Genomic DNA, 13436 nt, shown 5'->3' with positions numbered 1-13436 from the left:
CTCCGCCGTCCGCCCCGCCCCCACCCGCCCCCTGGGAGACCCGATGACCTCGCACGACGCACCCCGGCCCGGCGGCGTCGCCCTGTTCGACCTCGACGGGACCCTCGTCGACACCAACTACCTGCACACCCTGGCCTGGTGGCAGGCGCTGCGCCAGTACGACCACCACGTCCCGATGGTCCGGATCCACCGCGCCATCGGCATGGGCGCCGACCGGCTCCTCGACGCGGTGCTCGGCTCCGACCGCGGGCACGCGCAGGACGGCGCCATCGCCGACGCGCACGGCACCCTGTACGCCGAGTGGTACGCGACCCTGCGCCCCTTCGAGGGCGCGGCCGCCCTGCTGCGGGCGACGGCGGCCCGGGGCTGGCGGGTGGTGCTCGCGAGTTCCGCCGCGGAGGCGGAGGTCGCCGCCGTCCGCGAACGGCTCGGCGCCGACGACGTCATCGAGGCCGCCACGAGCGGCGGCGACGTGTCCGCGACCAAGCCCGCCCCGGACATCGTGGAAGCGGCCCTCGACACGGTGGGCGCCGAGGCGTCCGACGCCGTCTTCGTCGGCGACACGGTGTGGGACGTCGAGGCCGCCCGGCGGGCCGGCATGCCCTGCATCGGCCTGCTGACGGGCGGCATCCCGCGCGGCGACCTGGAGGCCGCGGGCGCCGTCCTGGTCTGCGAGGACGCCCTCACCCTGCTGCGCACCATCGACTCCACCCCGCTGTCCCGTCCCCCGGGCTGACCCGGCCGGGCGGCGTGCTGGTTGCCCGCGTCCCGACCGGGTAGTCGCGGGGGCGAGACGGAACGCGCGACCGAATCACGGCCGACGGCGCACCGTCGCAGAACCGATGCACGACGCAGAACGGACGAAGGAGGAGGAGCAGAATGACCACCCCCGACCGCGGCAGCAGCAAGTCCGGACCGCGACTCGACGACGCACGCAAGAAGGAGGTCGAGGGCCAGGTCCGCGCCGGGCACCCCACGCGGGCCGAGGACTGGCACGACCCCGAACCCCCGGCCGACCCGCCGCCCTACTCCGACGAGAGCAAGGGCGAGGAGGGCGCATGACCTCCCCCGAAGACCCGTCCACCACCACGGACGCGCGCGGCGACGACGTCTACCAGCCGACCGGCTCCGACGCGGCCAACCGCCCGAGCGGTCCGGTGGACCCGGAGAACGCGCTGGCGACCGAACCGACCGACCCGGCCGCCGCCCCCGAGGAACCCGGCTACTCCCCGCCGGACCGGCCGGTCGCGGTCACCCGCCACGGCACGACCGCCGGCGAACAGCGGGCCGGAGCGCCCCTTGACGAGCGCCTCGCGGAGGAACGGCCCGACGTGACGCCCGAGCAGGACGACGGCGTCGGTGACCTGCCCGGCGGGGACGGCGAGCCGCTGGACGCCGAGTCCGGCGCCGCCCGCGCCGGGCGCCTCGTCCCGGCCGACCCGCCGGTGCCGGGCGGCGTCGCCGCGCGCGACGTCGGCCCCGACGACGCGGCGGCCACCGCCGAGGAGGCGGCCATGCACCGGGACACCGCCGTCGACGGCGGAGACGCCGGACCCGACGCCGGACCCGGCGAGGGGACCGGGGAGCGCACCGACGACCGTACCGACGACTGAGACGACCGAACCGACAGCACGGCACTCGGCGTGCGAGGTGATGAGGGTGAAGCTCGACTTCTTGGCGCCCGTGGCCCACCAGGGACCCTGGGCATCCGTATACGCCACCACAGGACCGCCCGACGAGTCCTCGGCGGAGCGCCGCGAACTGGTCTGGCGCGAGCTGTGCCGCTCCCTGGAGGAACAGGGCGCGGACGAGGCGACCGTCGGCGCGGTGCGCGAGGAACTGGACCGCGCCGCCCCCGGGGCGGGACAGCACGGACTCGCGCTGTTCGCCTCGGAGGGCCGGGTCGCGCTCACCCGCCCCCTGGACCGGGAGCCCGGCGGGCCGTCCGCCGTGTGGGCGGACCTGCCCCGCGTCACGCCCCTGCTCGACCCCGCCCGGCAGGCGCCCGCCTGTCTGGTCGCCCGCGTCGACCGGAGCGGATGCGACTACTACGTCCACGGCGCCGGCGACGGCGCGCGGCAGGAGGGGGAGCCGGGGAAGGGCACCGTCGAGGGCCGGGACTGGCCGCTGCACCGGGCCGCCTCCGGCGACTGGTCCGCCTCGCACTTCGACGCCGCCGTGGAGAACACCTGGGAGGAGAACGCGGCCCTGACGGCCGACGAACTCGCCCGGGTCTGCCGGGAGTCCGGCGCCGAAGTGATCATGCTCGCGGGCGGGGCGCGCGAGTGCCACGCCGTGCGCGACCACCTGCCCGCGGAACTCCGCGAGGTCACCAGGATCAGCTCGCACGGCGGCCGGGCCGCCGGTTCCGACACGGACCTGCTGACGGCCGACGTCGAGGCGGCCCGCCTGGACATGGCCGCCCGGCACGCCGAGTCCGTGCTCGACCGCTTCCGGTCCGGTCGCGACGAGGGCGAGCCGCCCAGCTCCTCCGTCGAGGGCGTGCCCGCCGTGGCCGACGCCGCCCGACAGCACCGTCTCGACACCCTGCTGATCGGCGAGGCGGGCGCGGACCCCGGCCGGGAGGTCTGGGTCGGCGACCGTCCCGACCAGCTCGCGGTGCGCCGTACCGACGCCGAGGCACTCGGCGCCGCCCGGCCGCACCAGGCCCGGGCCGACGACGCCCTCGTGCTCTGCGCGGCCCTGTCCGGCGGCGAGGCGGTCATGGTGCCGGGCGACGGCTCCGACGGCACCCCCGCCGGCGGGATCGGCGCGATCCTGCGCTGGCCGCGCAGCGAACCGGAGCGGCAGGCCGACCGCTGAGGCCACCCCGGCCCACCGGCCGCGCAACCGACGAGGCCCGGCGCGAGCGCCGGGCCTCGGTCCGCGGGGCGGACGCGGCTCAGAGCGACCGCAACGTCTCCGCCGCCGTGCGCAGATCGGCGACCAGACCCTCGTACATCCGCTCCCGGTCCGCGTCCCGCGCCCGCAGCACGGCCGAGGGGTGCACGGTCGCGAGCACCTGGACGCCCTCGGGGAGGGCGGGTCCGCGGCCCTTGCCGCCGTCCTCACCCGGGTCCGGCGCCGGTCGCGGGACGCCCCGGTCGGCGCCGACCCGGAAGGACGGCCCGAGCAGGGCCCGGCCGGCCGTGGCGCCCAGGGTGACGACCAGGTCGGGGGAGACCAGCCGCAGTTCGGCCGCGAGCCACGGCCGGCAGGCCAGCGTCTCGCGCAGGCTGGGCGCCTTGTGGATGCGCCGTTTGCGGGTCTCGTCGCGGGTGAACTTGAAGTGCTTGACCGCGTTGGTGACGTAGACCTCCTCCTCGTCGATCCCCGCGTCCCGCAGCGCCCGGGTGAGGAGTTGGCCCGCCGGGCCGACGAAGGCGACCCCCTCGCGGTCCTCCCGGTCCCCCGGCTGTTCCCCCACCAGCATCAGGCGCGCGTCCGGGGCGCCGCGCCCGAAGACGGTTCCGGTCGCCTCCCGGTGCAGGGGGCAACCGCGGCAGTCGGCCGCCGCCCGCCGGTGGGCGGGCAGCCGGCCGCGCCTCGGCAGGAAGGGCGTGGCGTCGTACGGCTCGGCGCCCTCCTCAGGCCTGGTGCCGGGTGCCTGCTCCTGCTCCCGCGCCTGCTCCGGCTCGGGCGCCTGCTTCGGGTTCGGGTTCATCGGGGACCTCCAGGCGGAAGCCGTCACGGGGCCCGGTCGGGATGCGGGTCAGCGGGATGCGCAGGTCCTGCTCGGGCAGCGTGAAGTCCAGCCCGGCGAGTTCGCGGGCGAGCGCGGCCAGCACCGCGACGGTGATGTCCTCGCCGGGGCAGCGGTGGCCCTCGCGCGGGCCGCCGCCCTGCGGGATCAGCCCCTCGGGATGCGCGACCGCGCCGAGGAACCGGTCCGGCACGAACCGGAAGGGCTCGTCCCACAGTTCGGGGTCGTGGTTCTGCCCGTACACGTCGAGCAGCAGCATCGTGCCCTCCGGCACCGTCTCGCCGCCGAGGAGCAGCCCGTCGGGGGCCAGCGCGCCGACGAACGGCACGAAGGGGTAGAAGCGCCGCACCTCGTGCGCGAAGGAGACGGCGAGACCGGCGGGTTCGTCGGCCGCGAGCCGCCGCCGCAGCGCGGGATCGTCCCGCATGGCGTGGGCGGCGAAGGTGACGAACCAGGTGATGGCCACCGCCGGCCGCACGATGTTGAGGAGTTCGACCGCGGCGGTGTGGGGATCGAGCGGCGAACCGTCGGCCTCCCGGTGGGCCACGACCGCCTCGAACGCGGTACGGGGCGGCTCGGCCGGTCCCTCCTCGCGTGCCCGCACCACCGCCCGGCCCAGCAGCTCCTCCTGGCGGGCCCGCGCCCGCCGGGCACGCAGGTGCCGCGGCCCCGGCGTGGCGAAGCCGTCGACCATGGCCACGCAGTCACGGGCGAGCCGTTCGGTGTCCGGGACGCCGTCCTCGGGCAGCCCGGCCCAGTCCGTCACCGCCCGGGCGAGCACCAGCGCGCCCAGGTCGAACAGCGAGACCCGCTCCCCGCGCCGGCGCTCCCATTCCGCCCGGAACTCCGCGCACACCCGGGCCGTCAGCGCGCGCACCTCGGCCAGATCCGTGAGCCGCTCCAGGAACAGCTCCTTGCGCGCCCGGTGGGCCGCGCCGTCCAGGGTGTGCACGGCGCCGCGGCCGAAGAGCGTGTCGAGCACCGGCCCGGGCAGTGCCCCGGCGCGGTGCGCGTGGTCCTCGTTGTAGAAGAAGGCGACCGCCTCCGTGCCCCGGAGCACGCGCACCGGGTGTCCGAGGAGGCGGGTCCGCAGGGGCCCTCCGGCGTCGGCGGCGCCCCGGCGCCGCGCGACCCCGGGCAGCCAGGCGTAGCCCTTCAGCAGCAGGAGGAGGGTGTTGTCGGCCGGCATCAGGCGCTGTCCCGTCACCGGTCCCGTCCGGTCCGGCGGGTCTTGTCGGCGGCCTTCTCCATCTGCTCGCGGGCCTTGCCCGCCGTCTTCTGCGCCTTGCCCTTCATCTCCTGGCTCTTGTCGTCGGTGACCTTGCCCATGGCCTCCTTCATCCGGCCCTTCATCTTGTGCTCGGTGCCCTTCCGCATGGTCGCGCTCCTCTCGCACGCCGCCGGTGCCGGCGGCTTCCTGACGGGCCGGTGCCCCGGGGACGCGGAACCATGCCCGGGACGGCCGGAGCGAAGGGAGACGCATGCATGGCGGGGATACGGGCAGGAGCGCGAGGGACGACCGGCATTGCGGCGGACACGACGCGGGCCGGAACCCGAGGAGGTTTCGACATGATTCCGCTTCTGCTCGTACTACTCCTGATTCTGGTGCTCTTCGGAGCAGGCTTCGCCGTTGATGTCCTGTGGTACATCGCCCTGGCCGTACTGGTCATCTGGGTGCTGGGATTCTTCTTCCACGGCGCGCAGGGCCGCTGGTACCGCTGGTGACGGCAGGGCCCGCCCTCCTTCCGGACCGCATGGCGGCCCGGAAGGGGGGCATCCGCCGTTCGGACGAGGAGGTGCGCGATGACGCCCGACCAGGAGCGGACCGCACGGCCCGAGGACGAGTTCCAGGCGCCGCGGACGTTCGTCGTCTGGGTACGGGGTGACCTCGACATGGACCACGCGGACGAGCTGAGGCCCCTGCTCCTCGACGGCGTCGACCTGGCGCCGCACGGCACGGACATCGTGATCGACCTCCAGAACTCCTCGTTCTGCGACTCGACCGGTCTCAATCTGCTGCTCGCCGCCCGGGAACGGGCGCTCGCCGCCGGCAACCGCATCACCCTGGCCGCCCCCAGCCACCAGATGATCCGGCTCCTCGAGATCACCGGATCCGCAGACCTGTTCGACCTGGGCCCGGCCGCAGAGGGGAGGCCCCGGTGATCGCCCGGGGCGAGGGGGTCGGCGACCGGCAGGAGACCTGCGACGAACGCGCGGACCGGCTGTGGGGGGAGCTGCTCCACGAGGTGCGGGTCGCCTTCACCGGCGTCCAGCTGCTCTTCGCCTTCCTGCTGGCGGCCGCCTTCACCCCCGTCTTCGCCCGGCTCGGACAGACCGACCGGCTCCTCTACGTCGGCTGCGTGGTGCTCGGGGCCGCGGCGATCGGCACGCTGACCGCGCCCGTGTGCCTGCACCGGCTGGTCACCGGCCTCGGCGTGAAGCCGGAGGCCGTGGTCTGGGCGGCGCGGCTGACCTCCGCCGGTCTCGTGCTGTTCTTCGGCACCATCGCCCTCGCCCTGCTCGTCGTCCTGCGCATGGTGGTCGGCGCGCCCGTCGCGCTGGCCATCGACGCGGTGCTGCTGCTCTGGTTCGCCGCCTGCTGGCTGCTGCCGGCCCTGCTCCTGCGCCGTGCCGTCTCGGGCCGCGCCCCGGCACGGGTGCGTGACGGGGCACGTGACAGGACGCGGGGGCGGGTCCGGCCGGACGGCGTACGGCGCACGGACGGCGTACGGCGCGTTCACGCCGCCTCGTGGCCCGGGACCGGCAACTCGTAGAGCGCGAACGCCCGGTCGATGACCGGCTGGGCGACGTTGCGCACCCGGACCCCACCGGCCGTCATGCCGTGCTCGGTGCCCAGATGGGCATGCCCGTGGACGGCCAGGTCGGCGCCCACCGAGTCGATCGCCTCGGCCAGCAGGTAGCTGCCGAGGAACGGATAGATCTCCACCGGCTCGCCGGCCAGGGTGTCCGGGACGGGCGCGAAGTGCGTGAGCGCCACCCGGACCTCGCAGCCGTCGTCCGCCAGCTCCTGGAGCGCGGACGACAGGCGCTCGGCGGCGACGTGCGCCACCCTCACCCAGGCCCGCATCTCCGGCTCGCCGAACGCTCCCGCGCTCCGGCCCGCGAAGCCCCCGCAGAAGCCCTTCGCGCCGGCCACGCCGATCCGGTGGCCCCCGGCCGGGAACACGGCCGAGTCGCCCTCCAGGACGCTGACCCCGGCGTCGGTGAGCGTGCGCGTGACCTCCTCCGCCCGGTCCGAGTGGTAGTCGTGGTTGCCGAGCACGGCGACGACCGGGACGCCGACGTCCCGGACCTCCTCGGCCACCACCCGCGCCTCGTCGACGGTGCCGTGCCGGGTCAGGTCACCGGCCAGCAGCAGCACGTCCGCGCGCTCGGGAAGCGTCAGGAACGCGGGACGCAGCCGCCCCGCGCAGTCCGGGCCCAGATGGATGTCCCCGACCGCCGCCACCCTCACGGCGTGATCGGCGTGCCCGTCGGTCCTCGCTGATGCCGGCGTCATGGCAGGTGCTCCGTGTGGTCGGGGGCGTCGACGGACGGCGTGCCGAGATCCGTACGGATGACGAGCCCGGACAGCTCCTGCCGGGCGAGCCGCAGGATCTCCTCGCGCCGGCCGGCGGTGGGCAGCGTGCCGGACAACAGCACCGCGTCGCCGCGCAGTTCGATCCGCACGCCGAGTTCGGCGATGTCGTCACCGGCCAGCCGCTCGCGCAGCCGGGCGATCCGGTACTCGATCTCCTGGGGGTCGTGCGGGCTCATCGCTCCCGCCCCGCTTCCTGCCCGCCGGCGCCGCGGGGCACGACGTCGAGCAGTTCGAGCAGATACAGGAACGCGGCCGCCATCGGCTGCTCCCCGGTCTCCTCGCGGACCCGGTCCCAGTCGACCCGTTCCCGCAGGCCCCGTGCGACCGGCAGCAGCGCCCCGAAGTCGCAGTGGTGCTCCGAGAGCGCGGCAAGCCGGCCGACCATCAGGTCGGTCGGCTCGATCACCGGCATGTGCACCGAGTCGACCGGCAGGGTCACCGCCCGCCCCAGCAGCTCGTCGGTGACGGGGCGGCCGGCCAGGGCGAAGATCAGGTCGATCTGTTCGCCGTCCCTGCGCCCCTTGACCAGCCAGTCCTCGGGAGGGTCGACGATCTCCACGCCGTGCTCGTCCAGCAGGGCGGTCACCTGCTCGGCGTCCTCCCTGCGCACGGCGAAGTCCGCGTCGTGCTGGAGCCGCACCGGGATGCCGTAGGCGTACGCGGCCACACTGCCGACCAGCGCGAAGGGACAGCCCGAGGCCTTGAGGACGCCGGCGACCTCCTTGGTGACCTCCAGGATCGCCTGGGTGTGGTCCGGCGGGAGGTTCCGCGACCGGCGGCCGCCGGCCGACGCACGCGCCGCATGACCCGCGGAGGCCGCGGGGCCGCGGCCCACGGGGGCGCGGCCGGCGTTCACGGGGGTTTCTTCGACGAGGTTCATCTCGATTCCTCCTGCTGCCGGGCGCACCGCTGTCGGCCCGGATCTCCGGGGACCGGCCTCTACCCCGTCCGACCCGAAGAATGCGTCGGGGCCGCCCGCGGGGAGCCGCTGCGCCCCGAACGCGTTCAGGACGCCGTCAGGGCCTGGGCCGCCAGGTTCTTGATCATGGTCTCGGTCCAGCGGAGCTCGCGCTCGGCACGGGGCAGACCGCGTCCGGTGAGCTCGGTGAGCCGGGCGTCCCGGGAGGCCGCGGCGGCCTGGGCGAGCATCAGCCAGTACACGCGGTTGCCGGTGACGGCCAGGTGCAGGGCGCGCAGGTCCGCCAGGAGCCGCAGCCGGGTGCCGTCCGGCACGGAGCCGGTCTCGTCCGGACCGGCCGGGAGCGGGGTGCCGTCCGCGGGACCGTACTCCTCCAGGGCCTCCCGCAGCAGCCCCTCGTGCTCGGCCGACCAGCGCGCGAGCTCGGTCGCGACGTGCCGGACCTCGTGCTCCTCGGGGTGGAGCCGGACCATGGCCTGCAGCTCCGCCGTCAGCCGGCCCTCGCCCCGGCGCAGGGCGTCGAGGACCGCCGCGATCCCGTTCACGATCCCGCCTCCCTCGGGTACGGCTCCGATTCCGCGCCCGGCTCGCCCGCCGCGTCCGGCTCCGGCTCCCCGTACGACTCCTCGACGCGTGCCGTCCGGTCGCCCGCGGTTCCCGGGACCGCGTCCGGGCGAGCCGGGGCGGAGGCCGTGGTGGTGGGGGCGGGGGAGGGGGTGCCGTCGCCGCGGCCCAGCAGGATGAGACGGGCGGCGGAGGTCTTGAACAGCGGCTGCTTGGAGACCGGGTCCCAGTCCGTGACCGTGGCCTCGTTGGCCGCCCGCCCGGGCGTCCCTCCGTCGGGGCCCGAGCCGCCGGCCGTGTCCCAGTAGCCGTAGTGGAAGGGGACGAACAGCAGTCCGCGCCGGATCCCGGTGACCCGCAGCCGCCCGCGCAGCGAGCCGTGCCGTCCCGCGACCTCGACCAGGTCGCCCTCGTGGAGGTCCCGCTCGGCGGCGTCGGCCACCGAGATCTCCACCCACACCTCGGGCGCCGCCGCGGCCAGCTGTGGGGTCCGTCCCGTCTTGGTCCGGGTGTGGAAGTGATAGAGCGTGCGGCCGGTCGTCAGCTGGAACGGCAGTTCCGCCCCGGTGTCCTCGTGCGGCGGCAGGTACGCCGCCGCCCGGATCACCGCCCTGCCCTCCGGATTCAGCTCGCGGTACTCGGCGGCCTGCGCAGGGGCACCGGTGACCAGGTCCTTGCCGTACGACTCGCACACGTCCGGGTGGGCCCAGGAGACGCCGTCCGCGTACAGCCGGGGCGTCCCCTCCGGGGCCTCGGCCGTGCACGGCCACTGCACCCCGCTGCCGCCGCGCAGCAGCTCGTACGACAGACCGGTGTAGTCGCACGGGCGGCCCGCGCTGCACCGCTGCCAGGCCCGGAAGGCGGACTCCGGGTCGTACCAGCCGACCAGCGGGCCGCCGTCCTGGTCGCGGAAGTCCATGCGCCGGGCGTAGTCGAGGAAGATGTCCAGGTCGGGGCGCGCCTCCCCGGGCGGATCCACGGCCCGCTCGGACAGGTGCACGGTCCGGTCGGCGTTGGTGAAGGTGCCGGTCTTCTCCCCCCAGGTCGCGGCCGGCAGGACGACGTCGGCGAACCGGGCGGTCTCGGTGAGGAACAGGTCCTGCACCACGAGGAACAGCCCCTCGCGGCCCAGGATCTCGCGCACCCGGGAGAGCTCGGGGAGCGAGACGGCCGGGTTGGTGCCGCTGATCCACAGCATGCGCAGCGAGCCCTGCTCGGCGTAGCGGAACATCTGCAGGGCGTGCGTCGGCGGCGCGTGGTGCGGGATGCGCTCGGGCTCGACGTTCCACACCCGCGCCAGGTCGGCGACGTGCGCCTCGTCGGCCCAGTTGCGGAAGCCCGGCAGGTCGCCGTCGGCGCCGCACTCGCGGGTGTTCTGCGCGGTCGGCTGCCCGTTCATCTGGAGCACGCCCGCGCCGGGCCGGCCGAGCATGCCGCGGAGCAGGTGCAGGTTGTTCACCTGGACGGCCGCGGCGGTGGCCTGATGGGACTGGTAGAAGCCCTGCAGCACCGTCGACATCAGCCGGTCCGCGGTGCCGAGCAGTTCGGCCGCCTCCCGGATCCGGGCGGGCGGCACGTCGCAGCGGGCGGCGGCCCACTCGGGCGTGCAGGGCGCGACGGTCCGGGCCAGCTCCTCGTAGCCGACCGTGTGCCGCTCGACGTAGGCGTGGTCGACGTGCCCGGCCCGGACGATCTCGTGCAGGAGGGCGTTCATCAGGGCCACGTTGGTGCCGAGCCGCGGCGCCAGGTGCACGGTCGCCCGCCGGGCCACCGGGGTGGGCCGCGGGTCCACGCACACCAGGCGCGGCGGCTCGGGGCCGGCGAGCCGGTCGAGCACCCGCATCCACTGCACCGGCTGGGTCTCCGCCAGGTTGTGGCCGAAGAGGGCGATCACGTCGGCGTGGTCGAAGTCGTCGTAGCAGCCCGGCTGTCCGTCACAGCCGAAGGACTCCTTCAGGGCCTCGGCCGCGGTCGAGGTGCACAGCCGGGTGTTGCCGTCGAGGTGCGGGGTGCCGAGGCCGGCCCGGGCCAGCACGGCCAGCGTGTAGTACTCCTCCAGGAACAGCTGCCCGGAGGTGTAGAAGCCGATCGAACCGGGCCCGTGCGCGTCGAGCAGGGCGCGCGAGCGGTCCGCGACGAGCCCCATCGCCGTGTCCCAGCCCGTCTCGACCAGCCGCCCGCCCCGCCGCACCAGCGGCCGGCGGAGCCGGTCCGCGGCACTGTTGGCCCGCCATGCGAAGGCGTCCTTGGGCCCGAGCCGGCCGCGGTTCACCCGGTCGACGACCCTGCCCCGCACCCCGACCATGCGCCCGTCCCGTACGGCGATGTCCATGGCGTCGCCGTCGGAGTGCAGGATCGACGCCGTCTGCACCCAGCGTTCGACGTCCTCCTCCCGGACGCCCTCGTCGAGACACAGGTCCCGGCGGGCGGGCCAGGGGCGGCCCCGGCCGTACGGGGTCCGGCTGCCCCAGGGCTGTGCGATGCGGTCCACCGAGGTCCTCACGGTCACCTCCCGGTCGGCCCGGCCCCTGCCAGGGGCGTCCGGCGGCGCGTCCGCCGCGGGCCCGCCCCGGCGACTGCCCGTTCCCGGCGGCTTCAGCCCTCCACGCCGGTCGCGGAGTGCGGGGCGCCGACCGGCTTGGACTCCGGGGAGCCGCGCTGCCGCAGGTAGACGGAGAGGATGGCCATGGCGGAGACGGCCAGCAGCTCCGACTGCCAGTTCTGCAGCGAGCGGTTCCAGAAGTCGGAGGACGCGAGGTAGGCGCCCCAGTCGATGGGCGCCTGGAGCTCCCGCAGGCGTTCGCCGTTGTACGCGGCGGCGCCGGCCACGGACTGGGCGAACCAGGACAGGAAGAAGAGGGCCGCCATCGCCAGGCCCAGGGAGTGCGAGTAGAGCGCCTGCCGCCAGTCCTTGGTGCCGGCCCAGCGCGGCGACTCGGCGTCGGCGTGGTCGCCCATCCGCTGCTGCCGCTCGCTCTCCGGACCCGCGTCCTGGAGGCGTTTCGACTCCGGCGAACCGCGCTGGAGGAGATGGACGGTCCCGAACACGTACAGGAAGAACTGCAGGAACTCGGACTGCCAGTTCTCGGTGACGTCGACGGCGAAGTCCGAGGACATCAGATAGTCGCCGAGCCCGATCTGCTGCAGCCCGGCGACGGCCAGCTGCTCGTTGAACTCGGCCCGTCCGGCGACCGCCTGGGCGGCGAGCACCACCAGGAAGGCCCCGCCGAAGACCAGGGTCAGACTGTTGGAGCGCCAGAACCCCATGCGCTCGGCGCGGTCCGCGCCGTCCCGGCGGCTCACCGGTGCATCGCCCCGATCACCGTGAAGTAGGCGAGGCCACCCAGGATCGTCAGGACGCAGCCGAAGAACACGGTCCTCAACGCGGTCATCCTCCCTTCAGTGCGCAGCGGTACGGCTCGTCCTCGCCCTGCGCGACGCAGCCGGCCGCGGTCACCCGCCACCCGCTGCCGAACTGGGACAGGAACAGCACGTCCCCGGCCGTGCGCAGCAGCGCGTCCCGTCCGTAGACCTCGACGCCCCGCACCGGGCCGGCCGCCGGCAGACCGAGCTCCCGCAGGGCCGGGCCGCACGGGCCCTGGGCGTCCTGCTCGACCTCGTCACGGGTCTCGGGGGCGAGCAGCTCGCAGCCGGCGCGGTAGTCATCGGCCGCGAGCGCCGCGGCGAACCGCCGGCCCGCCTGGGACGCTCCGTCCTCGCGGGCCGCGGACGCCCCGCACCCGCACAGCAGGGCCGCGAGCAGCAGCGCACCGCCCGCACGCAGAGACAACGACATGTCCTCACTGTGCGCGGACGGTCCGCCGGGTGCCGCGACGCGGGGCCGCCGAGGGCGTCGCCTTCACCCGAATGCGCGCTGCTGCCCGCCGGGACCGGCGGTGCCGGACCCCGAGGCGGTGCCGCCCGGGCCGGTCGCCGGGTCCGTGCCGGACTCCTCCGCGTCCTGCTCGAAACCGGTGCGCAGCAGCCGGTGGAAGAAGGAGCGATAGCGGCGCAGCGCCGTGCGCAGGCTCTCCGTGTCGGCCTCCTCGCCCTGCCGCCACTGGGCTTCGAGGGACTTGCGGTGGTCGGAGAAGGTGGTGGCGAGCTTCTGCATCACGTCGGCGACGAGGGCGTCGGCCTCGTGCACGGCCCGGCGCGGGTCGTCCACGAACAGGCTCTGGAGTTCGTGCCAGCGGGTGCGGAAGGACTCCTCGTCCCCGGGGTCCATCAGGCGCGGGGGCTCGTCGTCGGAGTGCTCGCCTCCGGCCGCGTGCTCGGCGGGGGCGCCCTGCCGGGCGCCGGACGGTACCGCGGCGGTGTCCCCCGCGGTGCGGTCGGCCCGCTCGGTGCGGTCGGGCTGCTCGGTCCGCTCGGGCTGCTCGGCCTGGTCCGGCCGGGCGGGGCCGGGCTCCTGCGGAAGGTTCAGTCCGCCCTGGCCGGAGGCGCCGTCTGAGCGGCCGGAGCGGTCGGAGTGGTCGGAGCCGCCGGAGCGGTCCGGTTGGGTGGTGCCGGTGGCCTCGCCCGGGTACTGGGGAGGCCTGCCGGGCTCGGTCTCGCGGTCGCCGCCCCGGCGGGCGATGTCGTCGGTCGACAGTCCGGTGGCCGCCGGTTCGGGTGCGGGCGTGTCGTTGTCGCGCATGGCGGAATCC

At 75.4% G+C, this 13436-nt stretch carries 18 protein-coding genes; 7 read left to right on the top strand and 11 right to left on the bottom strand.

Translation table 11 applies throughout. From position 1 onward, the window contains the following. Positions 1 to 43: 43 nt before the first annotated feature. From ACIGW2_RS14345 to ACIGW2_RS14330, 4 genes are all read left to right on the top strand, one after another. Positions 44 to 736, top strand: a complete 693-nt coding sequence (locus tag ACIGW2_RS14345) for an HAD family hydrolase (protein ID WP_361582478.1) — start codon at positions 44 to 46, stop codon at positions 734 to 736. Between the two features lie 143 nt (positions 737 to 879). Next, complete coding sequence (locus tag ACIGW2_RS14340; protein WP_399843726.1) at positions 880 to 1062, top strand: hypothetical protein; 183 nt, start codon at positions 880 to 882, stop codon at positions 1060 to 1062. Beyond that, entirely contained in the window at positions 1059 to 1613 is a 555-nt protein-coding gene (locus tag ACIGW2_RS14335; RefSeq protein WP_391655038.1) for a DUF5709 domain-containing protein, read from the top strand. The genes ACIGW2_RS14340 and ACIGW2_RS14335 overlap by 4 nt, the downstream gene beginning before the upstream one ends. A 46-nt stretch (positions 1614 to 1659) precedes the next feature. Then, on the top strand, positions 1660 to 2823 hold the full coding sequence (locus tag ACIGW2_RS14330) for a Vms1/Ankzf1 family peptidyl-tRNA hydrolase (RefSeq protein ID WP_391655039.1): 1164 nt from the start codon (positions 1660 to 1662) through the stop codon (positions 2821 to 2823). 79 nt (positions 2824 to 2902) lie between these two features. Here the strand turns inward: ACIGW2_RS14330 and ACIGW2_RS14325 are convergent, their stop codons facing one another. The 3 genes from ACIGW2_RS14325 to ACIGW2_RS14315 are packed head-to-tail and all read right to left on the bottom strand — an operon-like array spanning position 2903 to position 5080. After that, entirely contained in the window at positions 2903 to 3664 is a 762-nt protein-coding gene (locus tag ACIGW2_RS14325; RefSeq protein WP_391655040.1) for a UdgX family uracil-DNA binding protein, read from the bottom strand. Then, a complete protein-coding gene (locus ACIGW2_RS14320) occupies positions 3588 to 4892 on the bottom strand; it encodes a cytochrome P450 (RefSeq protein ID WP_399844125.1) in 1305 nt (434 codons plus the stop codon). The genes ACIGW2_RS14325 and ACIGW2_RS14320 overlap by 77 nt, the downstream gene beginning before the upstream one ends. 14 nt (positions 4893 to 4906) lie before the next feature. Further along, on the bottom strand, positions 4907 to 5080 hold the full coding sequence (locus ACIGW2_RS14315) for a CsbD family protein (RefSeq protein WP_361582465.1): 174 nt from the start codon (positions 5078 to 5080) through the stop codon (positions 4907 to 4909). A 192-nt stretch (positions 5081 to 5272) separates the two neighbouring features. On the opposite strand from ACIGW2_RS14315, the gene ACIGW2_RS14310 reads away from it, so the two are divergent. From ACIGW2_RS14310 to ACIGW2_RS14300, 3 genes are all read left to right on the top strand, one after another. Next, positions 5273 to 5428, top strand: coding sequence for a hydrophobic protein (locus tag ACIGW2_RS14310; RefSeq protein WP_361582462.1), 156 nt, complete (start codon positions 5273 to 5275; stop codon positions 5426 to 5428). Positions 5429 to 5506: 78 nt separating this feature from the next. Continuing rightward, on the top strand, positions 5507 to 5866 hold the full coding sequence (locus ACIGW2_RS14305) for an STAS domain-containing protein (protein WP_391655041.1): 360 nt from the start codon (positions 5507 to 5509) through the stop codon (positions 5864 to 5866). After that, the gene (locus ACIGW2_RS14300) at positions 5863 to 6477 is read left to right on the top strand and encodes a DUF6328 family protein (protein ID WP_399843720.1); all 615 of its coding nucleotides are present in this window, start codon (positions 5863 to 5865) and stop codon (positions 6475 to 6477) included. Before ACIGW2_RS14305 ends, ACIGW2_RS14300 begins: the two co-directional genes overlap by 4 nt. Here the strand turns inward: ACIGW2_RS14300 and ACIGW2_RS14295 are convergent. From ACIGW2_RS14295 to ACIGW2_RS14260, 8 genes are all read right to left on the bottom strand, one after another. Then, positions 6441 to 7223 (bottom strand): metallophosphoesterase, encoded by a 783-nt coding sequence (locus tag ACIGW2_RS14295; protein ID WP_391655043.1) that lies wholly within the window; start codon positions 7221 to 7223, stop codon positions 6441 to 6443. The genes ACIGW2_RS14300 and ACIGW2_RS14295 overlap by 37 nt on opposite strands. Further along, positions 7220 to 7480: a hypothetical protein gene (locus ACIGW2_RS14290; RefSeq protein WP_391655044.1), complete on the bottom strand. Its 261-nt coding sequence runs from the start codon at positions 7478 to 7480 to the stop codon at positions 7220 to 7222. The genes ACIGW2_RS14295 and ACIGW2_RS14290 overlap by 4 nt, the downstream gene beginning before the upstream one ends. Continuing rightward, on the bottom strand, positions 7477 to 8184 hold the full coding sequence (locus ACIGW2_RS14285; protein WP_391655045.1) for a nucleotidyltransferase family protein: 708 nt from the start codon (positions 8182 to 8184) through the stop codon (positions 7477 to 7479). Before ACIGW2_RS14285 ends, ACIGW2_RS14290 begins: the two co-directional genes overlap by 4 nt. A 125-nt stretch (positions 8185 to 8309) precedes the next feature. After that, positions 8310 to 8768: a hypothetical protein gene (locus ACIGW2_RS14280; RefSeq protein ID WP_391655046.1), complete on the bottom strand. Its 459-nt coding sequence runs from the start codon at positions 8766 to 8768 to the stop codon at positions 8310 to 8312. Continuing rightward, entirely contained in the window at positions 8765 to 11290 is a 2526-nt protein-coding gene (locus ACIGW2_RS14275; protein ID WP_399843714.1) for a molybdopterin oxidoreductase family protein, read from the bottom strand. Before ACIGW2_RS14275 ends, ACIGW2_RS14280 begins: the two co-directional genes overlap by 4 nt. Positions 11291 to 11382: 92 nt before the next feature. Beyond that, the gene (locus ACIGW2_RS14270) at positions 11383 to 12054 is read right to left on the bottom strand and encodes a DUF6766 family protein (RefSeq protein WP_361582868.1); all 672 of its coding nucleotides are present in this window, start codon (positions 12052 to 12054) and stop codon (positions 11383 to 11385) included. A gap of 121 nt (positions 12055 to 12175) precedes the next feature. Further along, positions 12176 to 12583, bottom strand: coding sequence for a hypothetical protein (locus ACIGW2_RS14265; protein ID WP_391655048.1), 408 nt, complete (start codon positions 12581 to 12583; stop codon positions 12176 to 12178). 63 nt (positions 12584 to 12646) lie between these two features. Then, on the bottom strand, positions 12647 to 13426 hold the full coding sequence (locus ACIGW2_RS14260; RefSeq protein WP_399843711.1) for a hypothetical protein: 780 nt from the start codon (positions 13424 to 13426) through the stop codon (positions 12647 to 12649). Positions 13427 to 13436 lie beyond the last annotated feature (10 nt).

This window comes from Streptomyces sp. NPDC053541, from assembly GCF_044544705.1.
Lineage (GTDB): Bacteria > Actinomycetota > Actinomycetes > Streptomycetales > Streptomycetaceae > Streptomyces.
Note: the sequence above shows the minus strand (reverse complement) of the source record. Positions and strands in the feature narration are given on the sequence as shown.